Below are 17,034 nucleotides of genomic sequence, written 5' to 3' on the forward strand. Positions count from 1 at the left end.
CCTCCGGATGCCGTGAGCGCGTCCGTAGCGACGGTCCCCGCCGCCGCGACCGCGTCTGCACGACGCGGCTCGCGGCGGCGGGTCGTCTGGCTCCTCGTCCTCGTCGCGGTGGTCCTCGCCGCAGGCGTGATCTCGGTGACCTTCGGCGCCCGCGTCGTCGGAGTCGGCGACATCGTCGCAGGTCTCACCGGCGACATCGACACCGCTTCGGCGGCCGCCGTCGCCAAGCGGGTGCCCCGCACGCTGCTCGCGCTTCTCGTGGGAGCCGCCCTCGCCATCTCCGGCGCGGTGATGCAGGGCGTCACCCGCAACCCGCTCGCCGATCCCCAGATCCTGGGCATCAACGGCGGCGCATCGCTGGCCGTCGTGATCGGGCTCGCGTTCTTCGGCGTCTCGTCCGCCTTCGGCTACATCTGGCTCGCGATGCTCGGGGCAGCCGTCGCCGCGGTCTTCGTGTACACGATCGGCTCCCTCGGACGCGGCGGCGCGAGCCCCCTCAAGCTGGCCCTGGCCGGCGCCGCCACCGCCGTCGCCTTCAGCTCGCTGATCAGCGCCATCCTGCTTCCGCGCATCGATGTCATGAGTGTCTTCCGGTTCTGGCAGATCGGCGGCGTCGGCGGCGCGACTGTCGAGAAGATCCTGCTCGTGCTCCCCTTCCTCGCGCTGGGCGCGGTGATCTGCCTTGCCGCCAGCGCGGCCCTGAACTCCCTCGCGCTGGGCGACGAGCTGGCCGCAGGCCTCGGCGAGCGCGTCCGCACCGCCCGTCTCGTCGCCGCGCTGGGCGCGGTCATCCTGTGCGGTGCCGCGACCGCCGTCGCCGGCCCGATCGGCTTCGTCGGCCTCATCGTGCCTCACGTCTGCCGTCTGCTCGTGGGCCCCGATCATCGGTGGCTGCTCCCTGTGTCGGCGCTCGTCGGCGCAGGGCTTCTCGTCGTCGCCGATGTCGTCGGACGGGTCATCGCCCGCCCGCAGGAGGTCGAGGTCGGCATCGTCACGGCGCTGATCGGCGCCCCCTTCTTCATCGCCATCGTCCGCCGCCAGAAGGTGCGGGCACTATGAGCACCCTGACGGCGTCACGGTCGACGCTCGAGATCGTCGCGCGCGGCCGCGCGCGACGCGCGTGGCGCCGCCGCCTCGTCGTCGGCGCGCTCCTGATCGCGGTCGTGGTCATGTACGCCGTGTCGCTGATGGTCGGTCAGACGTTCTACTCCCCCGCGGAGGTCTGGGGCGTGATCACGGGACAGACGGTGCCGGGTGCATCCTTCACGGTCGGCGAGCTGCGCCTGCCGCGCGCGACGCTCGCCCTACTGACCGGCCTCTGCTTCGGCATGGGGGGTGCCGTGTTCCAGACGATGCTGCGCAACCCGCTCGCGAGCCCCGACATCATCGGCATCAACGCGGGAGCGAGCGCCGCGGCCGTCGTCGGGATCGTGTTCCTGTCGCTCACCGAGACCGGCGTGTCCCTGCTCGCCACCGTCGCCGCTCTCGGCACCGCCCTCACGATCTACCTGCTGGCCTACAAGGACGGTGGCGCCGGCGCGCGGTTCATCCTCATCGGCATCGGTATCGCGGCGATCTTCAACAGCGTCGTGTCGTACGTGCTCTCGCGCGCCGCGGAGTGGGACCTGCAGGCGGCGATGCGGTGGATCACCGGGAACCTCAACGGCGGCTCCTGGAGCCAGGTCGTGCCGCTCGCGATCGCGATGGTCGTGGTTGTCCCCGTGCTGCTGTGGCTCACGCGCGACCTCGAGCTCATGCGCCTGGGCGACGAGGCGGCATCCGCCTTGGGCGTGCCCGTCGAGCGGCGGCGCATCCTGCTCATCGTCGCCGCCGTCGCCCTGCTCGCCTTCGCGACGGCCGCCGCCGGACCGATCGCCTTCGTGGCCTTCCTCTCCGGCCCCATCGCGGCGCGGATGCTCGGCCCCGTGGGCTCCCCCGTCCTCGCAGCGGGTCTGTTCGGCTCGCTCCTCGTCCTCGTGGCCGACCTCACCGCTCAGTACCTGCTCGGGCTGCGTCTGCCCGTCGGCGTCGTGACCGGCGTGCTCGGGGCTCCGTACCTCATCATCCTGCTCATCCGAAGCAGCCGCTCGGGAGGCTCCCTATGACCGCGAACCGCACCCTCGAGGCCCGCGGCATCCGACTCGGCTACGGTGACCGCATCATCGTCGACGAACTCGACCTGACGGTCCCGAGCGGGCGCGTGACCGCTATCGTCGGCGCCAACGCCTGCGGCAAGTCCACCCTGCTGAAGTCCATGGCCCGGTTGCTGGCGCCCCGCACCGGTCACGTGCTGCTGGACGGCCGCGACATCCACCGGATGCCGACCCGCCAGCTCGCTCGGGAGCTCGGTCTGCTGCCGCAGTCGCCGATCGCCCCCGAGGGCATCGCGGTGTCCGACCTGGTCAGCCGGGGCCGGACGCCGCATCACGGCCCGCTGGCGCGCTGGACCCGCGCCGACGACGAGGCGGTGGCGCACGCCCTCGAGGCGACCGACACGGCCGCGATCGCCGACCGCTCGGTCGACGAGCTGTCGGGAGGCCAGCGTCAGCGCGTCTGGATCGCGATGGCGCTCGCGCAGCAGACCGACGTGCTGCTGCTGGACGAGCCGACGACCTTCCTCGACGTCAGCCATCAGATCGACGTCCTCGACCTGCTCACGGATCTCAACCGCAGCCGCGGCACGACCATCGTCATGGTGCTGCACGACCTGAATCTCGCCGCGCGGTACGCCGACCACCTCGTCGCGATGGCCGGCGGACGGCTCTACGCCGCGGGCGACCCGTCGTCCGTGCTCACCGCCGACACCGTGAGAGCCGTCTTCGGCCTGGACAGTCGTGTCATCCCCGATCCCCTGACGGGGCGACCCCTCGTGCTGCCCATCGGCCGGCACCACGTGCCGTCGCAGCATGCCCCGTCCGATCCCGACGGCGTCACCGCCGCCTGAACTGGAGCGATCCGTGTCCCTCGCCGCCCTCGGCTTCTTCCGTGCGCCCGTCGCCGCGATCACCGACCTCACGCCGAGCTTCCGCCGCTTCACCTTCCGTGATGCATGCCTCGCCGATTACGGCGACCCGGGCTTCGACCAGCGTGTGAAAGTCATCTTCCCCACCGCCACGGCTTCGCTCGACGACATGCCCACCGGCCCCGACTGGTACGAGCAGTGGCGCGCGCTGCCCGAGGCCGCCCGCCCCGTCATGCGCACCTACACGACGCGGGCCGTCCGCGCGTCGGCGCACGAGGTCGATATCGACATGGTCGCCCACGACGTCATCGGACCCGCGTCGGCCTTCATCGCCGACGCCCAGGTCGGCGATGAAGTGCTCATCCTCGCCCCCACCACGGCCCACACGGGAGTCAGCTACGGCATCGACTTCGTCCCCCCGGCCGAGACCGACGCGATCCTCCTGGCCGGCGACGAGACGGCGGCACCGGCGATCGCGGTGATCCTCGAGCAACTCCCGCCCGAGGCCCGGGGCACCGTCGTGCTCGAGGTTCCCACGGAAGCGGACCTGGCCTACCTGCCCCGGCACCCGGGATTCGATCTCGTCCTGGCCGCTCGCGACGGCGAGGCACAGCGCCACGCCCACCTCGTCACGGCCGTCGAAGCGGTCGCCGAGAGCCTCGCGCCCGCCGGCATCGGCGCCGAGGTCGAGGAGGTCGACGTTGACACCGACATCCTCTGGGAGGTGCCGCGCACCGCGAAAGGCGGCGCGGCGCTCAAGCGCGCACCGCTGTACGCGTGGCTCGCGGGCGAAGCCTCCGCGATCAAGACGCTGCGCCGGCACCTCGTCGGCACCGTCGGAGTCGATCGCCGCGCCGTCGCCTTCATGGGCTACTGGCGCGTCGGTCGCTCCGAGACCTGAGCCAGCGGCGCCGTCGCGCGCGCGAACGCTCCGATCCGCTCGACGGCGTCGCGGAGGACGTCCGGGCCGCACCCGAAGTTCAGCCGGACATGACCGATGCCCTGCGTTCCGAAGAAGGGGCCGTGGTGCAACGCGACCCCCGCGCCCTCTCGGATGCGGTCGGCCGGGTCGTCGCCCCAGCCGTAGTCCGACACATCGATCCAGGCGAGGAACCCGGCCTGCGGCATCCGGTAACGCGCACGCGGCAGGTGGTCGGCGAGCAGCTCCGCCAGCAGCCGCCGATTGACCTCGAGCCGCGCGAGCAGGGCGTCGAGCCAGGCATCCGACTCCGTGGAGAACGCCGCGACGGATGACAGGGCTCCGAAGAGCCCGGTGCGCCACTCGACCTCCCAGGGCAGCGACCGGACGGTGGCGGTCGTCGCGTCCGAGGCCGTCACCATCACCGCGCACTTCAGACCCGCGAGGTTGTAGGCCTTCGAGGCGCTGGTGACGGCGTACCCGACGGCCTCGGCTTCGGCCGAGACGCTGAGGAAGGGGGTGAACGGCGCGTCCGCGCTGGCGAGAGGCCCGTGGATCTCATCGCTGATCACGACGGCTCCGTGGCGCGCCGCGATGCGAGCCAGCTCGCGCAAGGTCTTGCGCGAGTGCACGGTTCCCGTCGGGTTGTGCGGGTTGCACAGCAGCACCGCGCGGGCGCCGGTCGCCAGCGCCGCCTCGATCCCGGCGAGGTCGAGCTCCCAGCCAGCCCCGGTGTCGCGGAGCGGAACCTCTTCCACGACGGCGCCGGCCTCGGCGACGGTGTCGAAGAACGGCGGATACACGGGAGGGTTCACCACGACACGGTCGCCCGGCTCAACCGTCGCACGCAGCAGCTCGACCACGCCCATCATCACGTCACCGGTCCAGCGGACGCGCTCGGGCTCGACGACCCACCCCCACCGACGGCGCGCGAAGCCGGCGAACGCACCGGCTACGCCCGGCTGGGGCGGGGTGTAGCCGGTGTCGCCGATCTCCACCGCGTCGTGCAGCGCCGTGGTGATGGGAGCGGCGAGGGCGAAGTCCGTCTCGGCCACGAACATCGGGATGACGTCGTGCGGATACGATCGCCACTTCGTGCTCGACCGGCGCCGCAGCGTCTCGAGCGGGAGGGCGTCGAGGGGCGGGGTGCTCATGCCGCGAGCCTAGCCAGCGGCCCGGACGATGACGGCGACATGTCGCCGCGTGACGCGTCAGATCGCGAAGCCGAGCGCGCGCATCATGTCGCGGCCGTCGTCGGTGATCCGTTCCGGACCCCACGGCGGCATCCACACCCAGTTGATGCGGAACCGTTCGACGACGTCATCCAGCGCCTGCGCCGTCTGCTCCTCGAGCACATCGGTCAGCGGGCAGCCGGCCGAGGTCAGCGTCATGTGAATGACGAGCGCGTCGTTCTCGTCGTCCCACGCGAGGTCGTAGATCAGGCCCAGGTCGACGACGTTGATCCCCAGCTCGGGATCCATCACGTCCTTGAGAGCCTCGGTGACCTCGTCGTACTTCTCGGGAGCGAGCGTTGCGGTCATGTAACGATCCTACGCGTCGACCGGCGTACCGGCGTCGAGGAAGCGGTCGTAGCCCTCTTCCTCGAGGCGGTCGGCGAGCTCCGGCCCGCCCTCCTCGACGATCCGACCCTTGACCATGACGTGAACGAACTGCGGCTGAATGTAGCGCAGGATGCGCGTGTAGTGCGTGATGAGCAGCACGCCGAGGTCGGTGTCGGCCTTGGCGCGGTTGACGCCCTCCGACACGATCTTGAGCGCGTCGACGTCGAGGCCCGAGTCGGTCTCGTCCAGGACGGCGATCTTCGGCTTGAGCAGCTCGAGCTGCAGGATCTCGTGGCGCTTCTTCTCGCCACCCGAGAAGCCCTCGTTGACGTTGCGCTGCGCGAACTTGGGGTCCATGCGCAGGTTCGCCATCGCCTGCTTGACGTCCTTCGTCCACGAGCGGATCGCGGGCGCCTCGCCGTCGACGGCGGTCTTGGCCGTGCGCAGGAAGTTCGTCACCGTGATGCCCGGGACCTCGACGGGGTACTGCATCGCGAGGAACAGGCCCGCGCGCGCACGCTCGTCGACCGACATCTCGAGGACGTCCTCGCCGTCGAGCGAGATCGAGCCGCCGGTGACGGTGTACTTGGGGTGTCCGGCGATCGCGTACGCGAGGGTCGACTTGCCGGAGCCGTTCGGGCCCATGATCGCGTGGGTCTCGCCCGTGCGCACGGTGAGGGTGACGCCGTTGAGGATCGGGGTGGCCCCCGCCTCGGTCTCGACCGTCACGTGCAGGTCGCGGATCTCGAGAACAGACATGTCGGGTTCCTTACTTCACTTCACTTCGCGGGTCACGGTGGGGTCGATGAGGATGTCGTCCCCGTCGATCGTGACCTCGTAAACGGGCACCGGCTCGTAGGCCGGGAGATTCAGGGGCTGGCCGGTGCGCAGCGAGAAGGCCGAGCCGTGCGCCCAGCACTCCAGCGTGTCCTCCTCGACGAACCCCTCGGCCAGCGAGATGTCGCCGTGCGTGCACGTGTCGCCGATCGCGTGGACCTCGCCGTTGCCGTCGAGGACGACGGCCATGGGGACCTTGTCGATGACGACGCGGACAGCGGTGTCCTGCTCCAGCTCGCTGAGCTTGAGGACCTTCTGAGCGCTCATGCCTGCGCTCCCGCCGCGAGCTCGGCCTCGATGGCGGCGAGCAGTTCGTCGGTGAGCTCGTCGACGCCCATCTTCTGGACGATCTCGGCGAGGAAGCCGAGGACGACGAGGCGGCGCGCCTCGGCCTCGGGGATGCCGCGGGCCTGCAGGTAGAACAGCTGCTGGTCATCGAAGCGGCCGGTCGCGCTCGCGTGCCCGGCGCCCTGGATGTCCCCGGTCTCGATCTCGAGGTTCGGGATCGAGTCGGCACGGGCTCCGTCGGTGAGGACCAGGTTGCGGTTCGCCTCGTAGGAGTCGGTGCCGACGGCATCCGGTCCGATCAGCACGTCGCCGATCCACACGCTGTGCGCGCTCTCGCCCTGCAGCGCGCCCTTGTAGAGGACATCGCCGACCGTGTGCGGCCCCTTGTGGTGCAGGTAGACCTGGCTCTCGAGGTGCTGCCCCGAGTCGGCGAACGACAGGCCGTACATCCGCCCCTCGGCGCCCGAGCCGGCGAGCTCGAGCGACGGGTTGACCCGGACGACCCCGCCGCCGAGGCTCACCACGACGTGCGTGAGCGAGGCGTCGCGGTCGACGCGCGCCTGGTGCGCGGCGGCGTGCACGGCGTCGTCGTCCCAGCGCTGGAGCGAGACGACCGTGAGGGCCGACCCGTCACGGGCGATGATCTCGACGTTCTGCGCGTGCGATGCGGTGCCCTCGTGGCGGAGGATGATCGTTCCGCGGGCGTTGGGCATGGCCTCGATCACGACGTGCGCATGGGCGACGCCCCCCGTGCCGCGCAGGGTCACCACGACGGGAGCGTCGAGCTCGACGCCCGCGGGGATGCGCAGCAGCGGCGCCTCGGGCTCCTGCGACCACGCGATCGCGCTCGGCAGGTCCTCCGGGCGGAAGACCTCGCCGCGCGGGGCGTCGCCGACGCGCAGGCGCGCCTGCTCGAGGCCAGCGGGCGCCGACACCTCGACGTCGACGACACCGGTGGCACCGGGCTCGTCGACGAACAGGGGCCGCAGCCGGTCGAGCGGCGTGTGCTTCCAGTTCACCTCGCGCCCGGTCGGCGTGCCGAAGTCAGCGGGGTCGAACGACGCGGGCCGCTCGGAACGGGTCTGCACCGGCACGAACGCGGCCGCAGGGTCGATGTGGCCCTTCTCGCCGGTGGCGGGGGCCTGAGTCACGCTCGTCATCAGCCGACGCTGCCTTCCATGCCCATTTCGATGAGCTTGTTGAGTTCGAGGGCGTATTCCATCGGCAGCTCGCGCGCGATGGGCTCGATGAACCCGCGCACGATCATCGCCATCGCCTCGTCCTCGGGCATGCCGCGGCTCATGAGGTAGAACAGCTGCTCTTCGCTGACCTTCGACACCGTCGCCTCGTGACCGAGCTGGACATCGTCCACCCGGATGTCGATGGCGGGATACGTGTCGGAGCGCGAGATCGTGTCGACGAGCAGGGCGTCGCATCGCACGGTGTTGGCGGAGTGGTGCGCGTTCGCGTCGACCCGGACCTCGCCGCGGTATCCGGCGCGTCCGCCGCCGCGGGCGATCGACTTGGAGACGATCGAGGACTGCGTGTAGGGCGCCATGTGGATCATCTTGGCGCCGGCGTCCTGGTGCTGGCCCGGACCGGCGAAGGCCACCGACAGCGTCTCCCCCTTGGCGTGCTCGCCCATGAGGAAGATGGACGGGTACTTCATCGTGACCTTCGAGCCGATGTTGCCGTCGACCCACTCCATCGTCGCGCCCTCGTGTGCGACGGCGCGCTTCGTGACGAGGTTGTAGACGTTGTTCGACCAGTTCTGGATGGTCGTGTACCGGACGCGCGCGTTCTTCTTGACGATGATCTCGACGACCGCCGAGTGCAGCGAATCGCTCTTGTAGATCGGCGCGGTGCAGCCTTCGATGTAGTGGACGTAGCTGTCCTCGTCGGCGATGATCAGGGTCCGCTCGAACTGGCCCATGTTCTCGGTGTTGATCCGGAAGTAGGCCTGCAGCGGGATCTCGACGTGCACGCCCTTCGGGACGTAGACGAACGAGCCGCCCGACCAGACCGCCGTGTTCAGCGCGGCGAACTTGTTGTCGCCGGCCGGGATCACGGTGCCGAAGTACTCCTCGAAGAACTCGGGGTGCTCGCGCAGCGCCGTGTCGGTGTCCATGAAGATCACGCCCTGGGCCTCGAGGTCCTCGCGGATCTGGTGGTAGACCACCTCGGACTCGTACTGCGCCGCCACGCCGGCGACGAGGCGCTGACGCTCCGCCTCGGGGATGCCGAGCTTCTCGTAGGTCTCGCGGATCTCCTCGGGGAGGTCCTCCCACGACTGCGCCTGCTTCTCGGTGGAGCGGACGAAGTACTTGATGTTGTCGAAGTCGATGTCGCTGAGGTCGGCACCCCACGTCGGCATCGGCTTGCGTCCGAAGAGCTGGTAGCCCTTCAGACGGGTCTTCAGCATCCACTCCGGCTCGTTCTTGAGGGCCGAGATGCCGCGCACCACGTCCTCGTTGATGCCGCGCTGCGCGACAGCGCCAGCGGCATCCGTGTCGTGCCAGCCGAACTCGTACACCCCCAGGCCTTCGAGTTCCGGTCGGTCGATGAGCACATCCGACATGACTTCCTCCTCTTCGCACCGCAACGGTGTCATCCGTCCCGGCATTCCCGACTCCGGCGGGAGTCACGTGGGCGGGATGCCGATTCGCGGGCCTGATGGACGCGGGTACCGCGCCTAGACTGTGGGGGGAGGACGTGCACACGCGCCGCCATCCCGAACACAGCCGATTCTACAGGCAACGCCCCCACCCGAGGCGTGCCGAGAGCGTACGCGGCGCAGATCGAGCGCCGCCGGAGGAGTCCGATGTCGCAGGTCCGCATCCGCCCAGGACTGATCGAGACGGTCATGCCGCGCACCATCACGCGATGGACCCGCGTCATGGGATGGCTCCTGGTCATCACGAACATCGGCATCGTCGGAACGGGCGGTCTGGTGCGGCTCACCGGGTCGGGCATGGGCTGCGAGACGTGGCCCTATTGCACGGCGGAATCCCTCGTGCCGACGCCCGAGATGGGAGTGCACGGGCTCATCGAGTTCGGCAACCGCACGCTGACCGGCGTTCTCGTGATCGTCGCCCTGCTGGCGTTCCTCTCGGTCATCCGGCTGCGCGCAACCCGCCGCGAGCTGCCCGTGCTCAGCTTCCTCGTCGGGTTCGGCATCATCGTGCAGGCCGTCGTCGGCGGCATCACCGTCTGGCTGCACCTGCACCCGAGCATCGTCGGCCTGCACTACCTCATCTCGGCCGCGCTCGTCGCGATCGCGACCGCGTTCCTCGTGCGCGTCTACGCCGCCCCGGGACCGCGCGAGCGCGTCGTGCCCCGCTGGTACGCGATCACGGCCCACCTGACGACCGTCGCGGTCACCGTCACGGTGGTCGTGGGCATCCTGCTCACAGGGGCGGGTCCGCACGCCGGCGACGACGCCGCCGCTCGCAACGGCCTCGACCCCATCTTCTGGCAGCACGTGCACAGCTGGCCCGCGTACGCGACCCTCGCCCTGACGCTGGTGCTCGTGGCCGGCGCGCTGCGTCTTCCCCGCACCAGCGGGCTGCGCCGCTGGACGGGCCTGCTGCTGGGCGTCGAGCTCGTCCAGATCGCCGTGGGCCTGTGGCAGGCACGAACGGGCCTGCCCATCGTCCTGGTCAACATCCACATGGTGCTCGCGGTGGCTCTCGTTGCCGCCATGGTGACGGTCGTCATGAACCTCAAAGCCAGCGCCTCCCCCGATGCACGACGACCCGAGCTCCGGGAACCGGCGTACACAGACGCCTCATAGGTTGCGCATCGCGGACGCCGAGGTCGAGCCCGCAGAGTGTTCGAGGCCGTCGACGGCGGCCGCAACACGAAGGAGCAACATGACCGTTCACCCCCGCCTCGTCCGCAGCGTGCCGTTCTGGCTTCTGATCGTCGGATCGGTGGCGACGATCGGCGGTGGCGTCTACGTCCTCGTCGACAAGCTCACCAACATGGAGGCGACCATCCTGGACGGCACCGCCACGGGCGTCGACGTCTACGTCGGCCAGGTGTGGGGCGTCTTCGGCGGGATCCTCGTCGGAGCCGGCGCCCTCGGCCTGGCGCTCGCGCTCGCCGTCGCGGCGGTCCGCGCCGGCCTGACCCGCCGCGAGGCCGACCACGACCACGACGAGCACGACTCCCGCGGCGAGGCGCACACCGCGTCGGAGGCGTCCATCTCCGCCCCCGCCACCACGGCGGTTCCCGCGCACGCGCCTGCGGCTGAGACCGCGGCAGCACCGGTGGTGCCCACGTCCGCCGACGTCACCGCTTCGCCGGAGCCCACCGTCTCGTCGACCACCCCCGACGCCTCGGACAGCTCGGACGCCTCGCACCGCTGAGCACCGCCCGCCGAAGCCCCGCTCCGGCGGCGCCGCCCCAACGGCCGTCCTCCGCATCACCGCCCATCGGGCGAGCGGAGGACGGCCGTTTCGCGTTGCCCGTCTCGCGCGGCATCCGCCGCCGACCCGCGGCCGAACGTCAGAAGGGCAGCAGCGGGTCGATCGCGATCGCCACGAAGACGAGCGTCAGATAGGTGATCGAGGCGTGGAACACGCGCATCGGCCGGGCCTGCTCACCGCGCACCGCGCGGTTGTACAGGCGGTGCGACTCGTACAGGAACCAGCCGCCGAACACCACGGCGGACACGCTGTAGACGAGGCCCATCGGCGCGACGGGGATGAGGAGCAGCGAGCAGGCGACGGTGGCCCAGGCGTACAGGATGACCTGCAGCCCGACCTGCGAGCCGTTGCGGGTCGCGCCGAGCATCGGCACGTCGACCTCGTCGTAGTCGTTCTTGTACTTCATCGACAGCGGCCAGTAGTGCGGCGGCGTCCAGAGAAAGACGAGGACGAAGAGGATCAGCGCGGCCCACGACAGCGATCCGGTGACGGCCGACCAGCCGATCACGACGGGGAAGCAGCCGGCGATCCCGCCCCAGACGATGTTCTGCTCGGTGCGACGCTTGAGGATCATCGTGTAGATCACGACGTAGAAGAAGATCGCGAAGACGCTCAGCGACGCGGCGACCCAGTTCGTGGTGGCGGCGAGCCACGCGGTCGATGCGACGGCGAGCGTCCAGGCGAAGATGAGGGCGCCACGCGGAGAGACCTCGCCGGTGACGATCGGCCGGTTCTCGGTGCGCTTCATGTGCGCGTCGATGTCGCGATCGAGGTACATGTTGAACGCGGCGGCGGATCCGGCGCTCATCGCCCCACCCACGACCGTCGCGAGCACGAGCCACAGGTTCGGCAGCCCGCCGGCGGCCAGCAGCATCACGGGCACCGTCGTGACCAGCAGCAGCTCCAGCACGCGCGGTTTGGTCAACGCGACGTACGCGCGCACCTTCGCACCGAGAGACGTGCCGCGAGAGGTGTCGACGGAGACCGAACCGGCAGTCGTCGTGATGTCCATCGCTCCCCGCATCTCACCGCTGTGAACCTGTCCAGTCTACGTCATGCCGCCGAGCCGGCTCCCGGGAGGCCGCTCCCCTACCACGTCTGTCACACGGCGACGCGGCGGCCCCGGCGTCGCGGCGTGCTCGCTATGCTGAAGGCACACGCGCGCCAGCGCCGAAACCCTCCCTTCCTGACTGCGGAGCGGCATGCGCCGGCGCTGCCTCTCGAGAAAGGCGACCGAGTGTCGGAACTTCGTTGGGATGAGGTCGATCGGCGCGCGGTGGACACCGCCCGCGTCCTGGCCGCGGATGCGGTGGAGAAGGTGGGCAACGGCCACCCGGGGACGGCGATGAGCCTCGCCCCCGCCGCCTACCTCCTGTACCAGCGGGTGCTGCGGCACGACCCGACCGACACCGACTGGCTCGGACGCGACCGGTTCATCCTCTCCGCCGGCCACTCCTCGCTCACGCAGTACGTCCAGCTGTACCTCGGCGGCTTCGGGCTCGAGCTCGACGACCTCAAGGCGCTGCGCACGTGGGGCTCCCTCACCCCGGGTCACCCCGAGTACGGCCACACCAAGGGCGTCGAGATCACGACCGGCCCGCTCGGCCAGGGCCTCGCGACCTCCGTGGGCTTCGCCTACGCCGCACGCTATGAGCGCGGACTCTTCGACCCGGATGCCGCGCCCGGCACGTCCCCGTTCGACCACTACGTCTACGTGATCGCCAGCGACGGCGACATCCAGGAGGGCATCACGGCCGAGGCCGGGTCGCTCGCAGGCCACCAGCAGCTCGGCAACCTCATCGCGATCTACGACGCGAACCAGATCTCGATCGAGGACGACACCAACGTCGCCTTCACCGAAGACGTCGCCGCCCGCTACGAGGCCTACGGCTGGCACGTGCAGACGGTCGACTGGAAGAGCACCGGCGAGTACGTCGAGGACGTCGCCGCCCTCTACGCCGCCATCGAGGCCGCGAAGGGCGAGACCGACAAGCCCTCCCTCATCGTCCTGAAGACGATCATCGGCTGGCCCGCTCCCGGCAAGCAGAACACCGGCAAGATCCACGGTTCGGCTCTCGGTGCCGACGAGCTCGCCGCCACCAAGAAGGTGCTCGGCTTCGACCCCGAGAAGACGTTCGAGGTCGCCGACGACGTCATCGCCCACACCCGGTCGCTCGCCGAGCGCGCGGCGGCCGACCGCGCCGAGTGGCAGAAGGCCTTCGACGCCTGGGCCGAGGCCAAGCCCGAGCGCAAGGCGCTGCTCGATCGCCTGGAGTCGGGCGAGCTGCCCGCCGACGTCAGCGTCCCCGCATTCGAGGCGGGCAAGGCGGTCTCGACGCGTGCGGCGAGCGGGCAGGTCATCAACGCCCTCGCCGACCAGCTCCCCGAGCTGTGGGGAGGCTCGGCCGACCTCGCCGAGTCGAACCTGACGACGATCAAGTCGGGCAAGAGCTTCATCCCCACCGAGTGGTCCACGCACGAGTGGTCGGGCGACCCCTACGGCCGCGTCCTTCACTTCGGCATCCGCGAGCACGCGATGGGCGCCATCGTCAACGGCATCGTCCTGCACGGCAAGACGCGCGCCTTCGGCGGCACCTTCCTCATCTTCAGCGACTACATGCGCCCCGCGGTGCGTCTGGCCGCCCTGATGAACATCCCGTCGATCTACGTGTGGACGCACGACTCCATCGCCCTCGGCGAGGACGGCCCGACGCACCAGCCGATCGAGCAGATCTCGTCGCTGCGCCTCATCCCGAACTTCGCGGTGATCCGCCCCGCCGACGCGAACGAGACCGCCGCGGCGTGGCACGAGCTGCTCCGCCGTCAGGCCGGACCCGCGGGCATCGCCCTGACGCGTCAGAACATCCCGGTGTTCCCCCGCGGTGAGGACGGCTTCGCCACCACCGAAGGCGTCGCGAAGGGCGCATACGTGCTCGTCGACGCCGAGGGCGGCCAGCCGGACGTCATCATCATCGCCACCGGTTCCGAGGTGCAGCTGGCCGTCGAGGCCCGCGAGCAGCTCGCCGCCGACGGCATCCAGGCGCGCGTCGTGTCGGCTCCCTCGCTGGAGTGGTTCGCCGAGCAGGACGAGGCCTACCGCGAGTCGGTGCTGCCCGCCGCGGTGCGGGCCCGCGTCTCGGTCGAGGCCGGCGCGACCCCGCTGTGGCGCTCGCTCGTGGGCGACCGTGGTCGCTCCGTCGGCATCGACCACTTCGGCGCATCGGCCGACTACCAGACCCTGTTCGAGAAGTTCGGCATCACCACCGAGGCCGTCGTCGCGGCCGCCCGCGCAACCGTTGAGGAGAACAACGCATGAGCACCCCCACCCAGGACCTCTCCGACGCCGGCGTCAGCATCTGGCTCGACGATCTGTCGCGTCAGCGGATCACGACCGGCAATCTCCAGGAGCTCATCGACACGCGCAACGTCGTCGGCGTGACGACCAACCCGTCGATCTTCCAGGCGGCGATCAGCGCGGGTGTCGGCTACGAGGAGGCGATCGAGGCGCAGGCCAAGGCCGGCGCGTCCACCGACGACACGATCTTCGAGCTGACCACGACGGACGTCCGGAACGCGTCCGACATCTTCCGCCCGATCTTCGACAAGACCGGCGGCGTCGACGGCCGCGTGTCGATCGAGGTCTCCCCCGACCTCGCCCACGACACCGACGCGACGATCGCCGAGGCGAAGAAGCTCGCCGCGGCCGTCGACCGTCCGAACGTGCTCATCAAGATCCCCGCGACCAAGGCCGGCCTGCCGGCGATCACCGAGGTCATCGCCGCGGGCATCAGCGTCAACGTCACGCTGATCTTCTCGCTCGAGCGCTACAGCGAGGTCATCGAGGCGTACCTGACGGGTCTCGAGCGCGCTCGCGAGGCCGGCATCGACCTCGGCGGCATCCACTCGGTCGCGTCGTTCTTCGTCTCGCGTGTGGACACCGAGGTCGACAAGCGTCTGGTCGCCATCGGCACGGATGCCGCGAACGAGCTGAAGTCGCTCGCCGGCGTCGCGAACGCACGTCTGGCCTACGAGCTGTTCGAGCAGAAGTTCGCCGAGCAGCGCGCGCAGGACCTCGTCGCCGCCGGCGCGAACCTGCAGCGTCCGCTGTGGGCGTCGACGGGCGTCAAGGACCCCGCACTGCCCGACACCCTCTACGTCACCGAGCTCGTGGCTCCCGGCACGGTCAACACCATGCCCGAGAAGACGCTCCAGGCGACCTTCGACCACGGCGTGATCTCCGGCGACACGGTCACCGGGGGCTACGAGGCGGCGCACAAGGTGTTCGCCGACCTCGCCGCCGTCGGAGTCGACCTCGACGAGGTCACCCAGCTGCTCGAGGACGAGGGCGTCGACAAGTTCATCGCGTCCTGGCACGACCTGCAGGGCACGGTGACGGCAGCCCTGGAGAGCGCCCGGTGAGCTTCGAGATCCACGTCTCGGGTCACGTCTCCGAGGTCGTCGAGCAGACGGTCCCGGGCCTCGTCGCCGATCTCGTCGCAAGCGGGATCACCGCCGGCGACGCCGACCTGTGGGGACCGGATGCCGCCGACGAGGCGTCTCGGCGCCTCGGGTGGGTCCAGGCCGTCACGGTCTCGCGCCCGCTGGTCGCCGAGATCGAGGCGCTCCGCGCGGACCTCGTCGCGCGCGGCGTGACCCGTGTCGTGCTCGCGGGGATGGGTGGTTCCTCGCTCGCACCCGAGGTGATCGCCCGCACGCACGGCGTGCCCCTGACGATCCTCGACTCCACCGCCCCCGGCCAGGTGCTGGCGGCGATCGACGGCGACCCCGAGACGGGCGGTCTCGAGCAGACCGTGCTCGTCGTGTCGTCGAAGTCCGGATCGACGGTCGAGACGGATGCCGCAAGGCGCGCGTTCGCCGCTGCGTGGAGCGATCTCGGCATCGACCCGGCCGACCGCATCGTCGTCGTCACCGACCCGGGCTCGCCGCTCGAGGCCGAGGCGCGCGCAGCCGGTCACCGGGTGTTCGCGGCCGACCCCAACGTGGGCGGGCGCTACTCGGCACTCACGGCGTTCGGCCTCGTGCCCGCGGGCCTTGCCGGTGCGGACATCGGGCAGCTGCTCGACGAAGCGGACGCGACCCTGCTCGAGGTCGCCGTCGATGACCCGCGCAACCCGGCGCTCGTGCTGGCCGCGGCGATCGCGGGTGGACAGCCGCGGCGCGACAAGCTGGCGCTCATCAGCGACGGCACCCACATCGTCGGTCTGCCCGACTGGATCGAGCAGCTCATCGCGGAGTCGACGGGCAAGTCCGGGACCGGCATCCTGCCCGTCGTCATGACACCGCTCTCGCCCGAGCTCGACCTCCCTCTGGATGACCTGCAGGTGGTCCGCCTGGTCGGCGACGCGGTGCACTTCCAGATCCTCGAGCAGCACCCGGGCGAGATCCTCGTCAGCGGTTCCCTCGGCGCGCAGTTCCTCGTCTGGGAGTACGCGACGGCGATCGCGGGACGACTGCTCGGCATCGACCCGTTCGATCAGCCCGACGTCGAGGCGGCCAAGGCCGCCGCCCGCGGTCTGCTCGACGCGCAGCCCGTCCCGACAGCGCCGGCGTTCGTCGAGAACGGCGTCGAGGTGCGCGTCTCCGAACCGTCGCTCGCGGCGGACGGCACCCTGGCGGGCGTCCTGTCGGCTCTGTGGCAGCGCGTGCCCGCGGACGGCTACGTCGCGGTGCAGGCGTACGTCGACCGAGGCTCCGTGCCGCAGCTGGCCGGCGTGCGCGAACTCATCGCCGCCGACGCGGGCCGTCCGACGACGTTCGGCTGGGGACCGCGGTTCCTGCACTCCACCGGTCAGTACCACAAGGGCGGACCGGCGAACGGGGTGTTCCTCCAGATCACCGAACGCACCGACGTCGACCTCGAGATCCCCGGGCGCCCCTTCACCTTCGGTCGACTGATCGAGGCACAGGCATCCGGCGACGCCGCGGTGCTGGCCGAACGCGGCCGCCCCGTCGTGACGCTGACCCTCACGGATCCCGCCACCGAGGTCCTCACCCTTTTCGAAGCAGCCCAGTAGG

General features: G+C 70.4%; 16 protein-coding genes. 9 read left to right on the top strand and 7 right to left on the bottom strand.

The window, feature by feature from the left end; all coding sequences use genetic code 11:
* Nucleotides 1-12 precede the first annotated feature (12 nt).
* Genes JOF37_RS03510 through JOF37_RS03525 form a run of 4 tightly spaced genes read left to right on the top strand, consistent with a single transcriptional unit; the run spans nucleotide 13 to nucleotide 3,863 of the window.
* Nucleotides 13-1,059 carry a FecCD family ABC transporter permease gene (locus tag JOF37_RS03510; RefSeq protein ID WP_210005108.1) on the top strand — a complete coding sequence of 349 codons (1,047 nt, stop codon included), beginning with the start codon at nucleotides 13-15 and terminating at the stop codon, nucleotides 1,057-1,059.
* Entirely contained in the window at nucleotides 1,056-2,105 is a 1,050-nt protein-coding gene (locus JOF37_RS03515; RefSeq protein WP_210005110.1) for a FecCD family ABC transporter permease, read from the top strand. The genes JOF37_RS03510 and JOF37_RS03515 overlap by 4 nt, the downstream gene beginning before the upstream one ends.
* Nucleotides 2,102-2,944 carry an ABC transporter ATP-binding protein gene (locus tag JOF37_RS03520; protein ID WP_210005112.1) on the top strand — a complete coding sequence of 281 codons (843 nt, stop codon included), beginning with the start codon at nucleotides 2,102-2,104 and terminating at the stop codon, nucleotides 2,942-2,944. The genes JOF37_RS03515 and JOF37_RS03520 overlap by 4 nt, the downstream gene beginning before the upstream one ends.
* Before the next feature lie 13 nt (nucleotides 2,945-2,957).
* Nucleotides 2,958-3,863 carry a siderophore-interacting protein gene (locus JOF37_RS03525; protein ID WP_210005114.1) on the top strand — a complete coding sequence of 302 codons (906 nt, stop codon included), beginning with the start codon at nucleotides 2,958-2,960 and terminating at the stop codon, nucleotides 3,861-3,863.
* Here JOF37_RS03525 and JOF37_RS03530 read toward each other — a convergent pair.
* The 6 genes from JOF37_RS03530 to sufB are packed head-to-tail and all read right to left on the bottom strand — an operon-like array spanning nucleotide 3,833 to nucleotide 9,146.
* Nucleotides 3,833-5,035, bottom strand: coding sequence for a MalY/PatB family protein (locus JOF37_RS03530; protein WP_210005115.1), 1,203 nt, complete (start codon nucleotides 5,033-5,035; stop codon nucleotides 3,833-3,835). The two genes, JOF37_RS03525 and JOF37_RS03530, sit on opposite strands and share 31 nt — an antisense overlap.
* Before the next feature lie 57 nt (nucleotides 5,036-5,092).
* Complete coding sequence (locus tag JOF37_RS03535) at nucleotides 5,093-5,422, bottom strand: metal-sulfur cluster assembly factor (RefSeq protein WP_120228536.1); 330 nt, start codon at nucleotides 5,420-5,422, stop codon at nucleotides 5,093-5,095.
* A gap of 9 nt (nucleotides 5,423-5,431) precedes the next feature.
* A complete protein-coding gene (gene sufC, locus JOF37_RS03540; protein ID WP_210005116.1) occupies nucleotides 5,432-6,202 on the bottom strand; it encodes a Fe-S cluster assembly ATPase SufC in 771 nt (256 codons plus the stop codon).
* A gap of 15 nt (nucleotides 6,203-6,217) precedes the next feature.
* Complete coding sequence (locus tag JOF37_RS03545) at nucleotides 6,218-6,547, bottom strand: non-heme iron oxygenase ferredoxin subunit (RefSeq protein ID WP_210005117.1); 330 nt, start codon at nucleotides 6,545-6,547, stop codon at nucleotides 6,218-6,220.
* Nucleotides 6,544-7,728, bottom strand: coding sequence for a Fe-S cluster assembly protein SufD (sufD, locus tag JOF37_RS03550; protein WP_210005120.1), 1,185 nt, complete (start codon nucleotides 7,726-7,728; stop codon nucleotides 6,544-6,546). The genes JOF37_RS03545 and sufD overlap by 4 nt, the downstream gene beginning before the upstream one ends.
* Nucleotides 7,728-9,146, bottom strand: a complete 1,419-nt coding sequence (gene sufB / locus JOF37_RS03555; protein WP_210005122.1) for a Fe-S cluster assembly protein SufB — start codon at nucleotides 9,144-9,146, stop codon at nucleotides 7,728-7,730. The genes sufD and sufB overlap by 1 nt, the downstream gene beginning before the upstream one ends.
* 243 nt (nucleotides 9,147-9,389) lie before the next feature.
* Here sufB and JOF37_RS03560 point away from each other — a divergent pair, with 243 nt between their 5' ends.
* Complete coding sequence (locus JOF37_RS03560; RefSeq protein ID WP_210005124.1) at nucleotides 9,390-10,361, top strand: COX15/CtaA family protein; 972 nt, start codon at nucleotides 9,390-9,392, stop codon at nucleotides 10,359-10,361.
* Between the two features lie 79 nt (nucleotides 10,362-10,440).
* Complete coding sequence (locus JOF37_RS03565) at nucleotides 10,441-10,938, top strand: dinucleotide-utilizing enzyme (protein WP_210005127.1); 498 nt, start codon at nucleotides 10,441-10,443, stop codon at nucleotides 10,936-10,938.
* Between the two features lie 139 nt (nucleotides 10,939-11,077).
* Here JOF37_RS03565 and JOF37_RS03570 read toward each other — a convergent pair whose 3' ends face one another.
* Complete coding sequence (locus JOF37_RS03570) at nucleotides 11,078-12,010, bottom strand: heme o synthase (protein ID WP_210005132.1); 933 nt, start codon at nucleotides 12,008-12,010, stop codon at nucleotides 11,078-11,080.
* Nucleotides 12,011-12,235: 225 nt separating this feature from the next.
* On the opposite strand from JOF37_RS03570, the gene tkt reads away from it, so the two are divergent.
* From tkt to JOF37_RS03585, 3 genes are read left to right on the top strand one after another with little or no spacing between them, the layout of a single operon-like run.
* The gene (gene tkt, locus JOF37_RS03575) at nucleotides 12,236-14,314 is read left to right on the top strand and encodes a transketolase (protein ID WP_210005134.1); all 2,079 of its coding nucleotides are present in this window, start codon (nucleotides 12,236-12,238) and stop codon (nucleotides 14,312-14,314) included.
* On the top strand, nucleotides 14,311-15,417 hold the full coding sequence (gene tal, locus JOF37_RS03580; protein WP_210005136.1) for a transaldolase: 1,107 nt from the start codon (nucleotides 14,311-14,313) through the stop codon (nucleotides 15,415-15,417). The genes tkt and tal overlap by 4 nt, the downstream gene beginning before the upstream one ends.
* Nucleotides 15,414-17,033, top strand: a complete 1,620-nt coding sequence (locus tag JOF37_RS03585) for a glucose-6-phosphate isomerase (protein ID WP_210005138.1) — start codon at nucleotides 15,414-15,416, stop codon at nucleotides 17,031-17,033. The genes tal and JOF37_RS03585 overlap by 4 nt, the downstream gene beginning before the upstream one ends.
* The last annotated feature ends 1 nt before the right edge of the window (nucleotide 17,034 follow it).

It is taken from the genome of Microbacterium imperiale (assembly GCF_017876655.1).
In the GTDB taxonomy this organism is placed as follows: Bacteria; Actinomycetota; Actinomycetes; order Actinomycetales; family Microbacteriaceae; genus Microbacterium; species Microbacterium imperiale.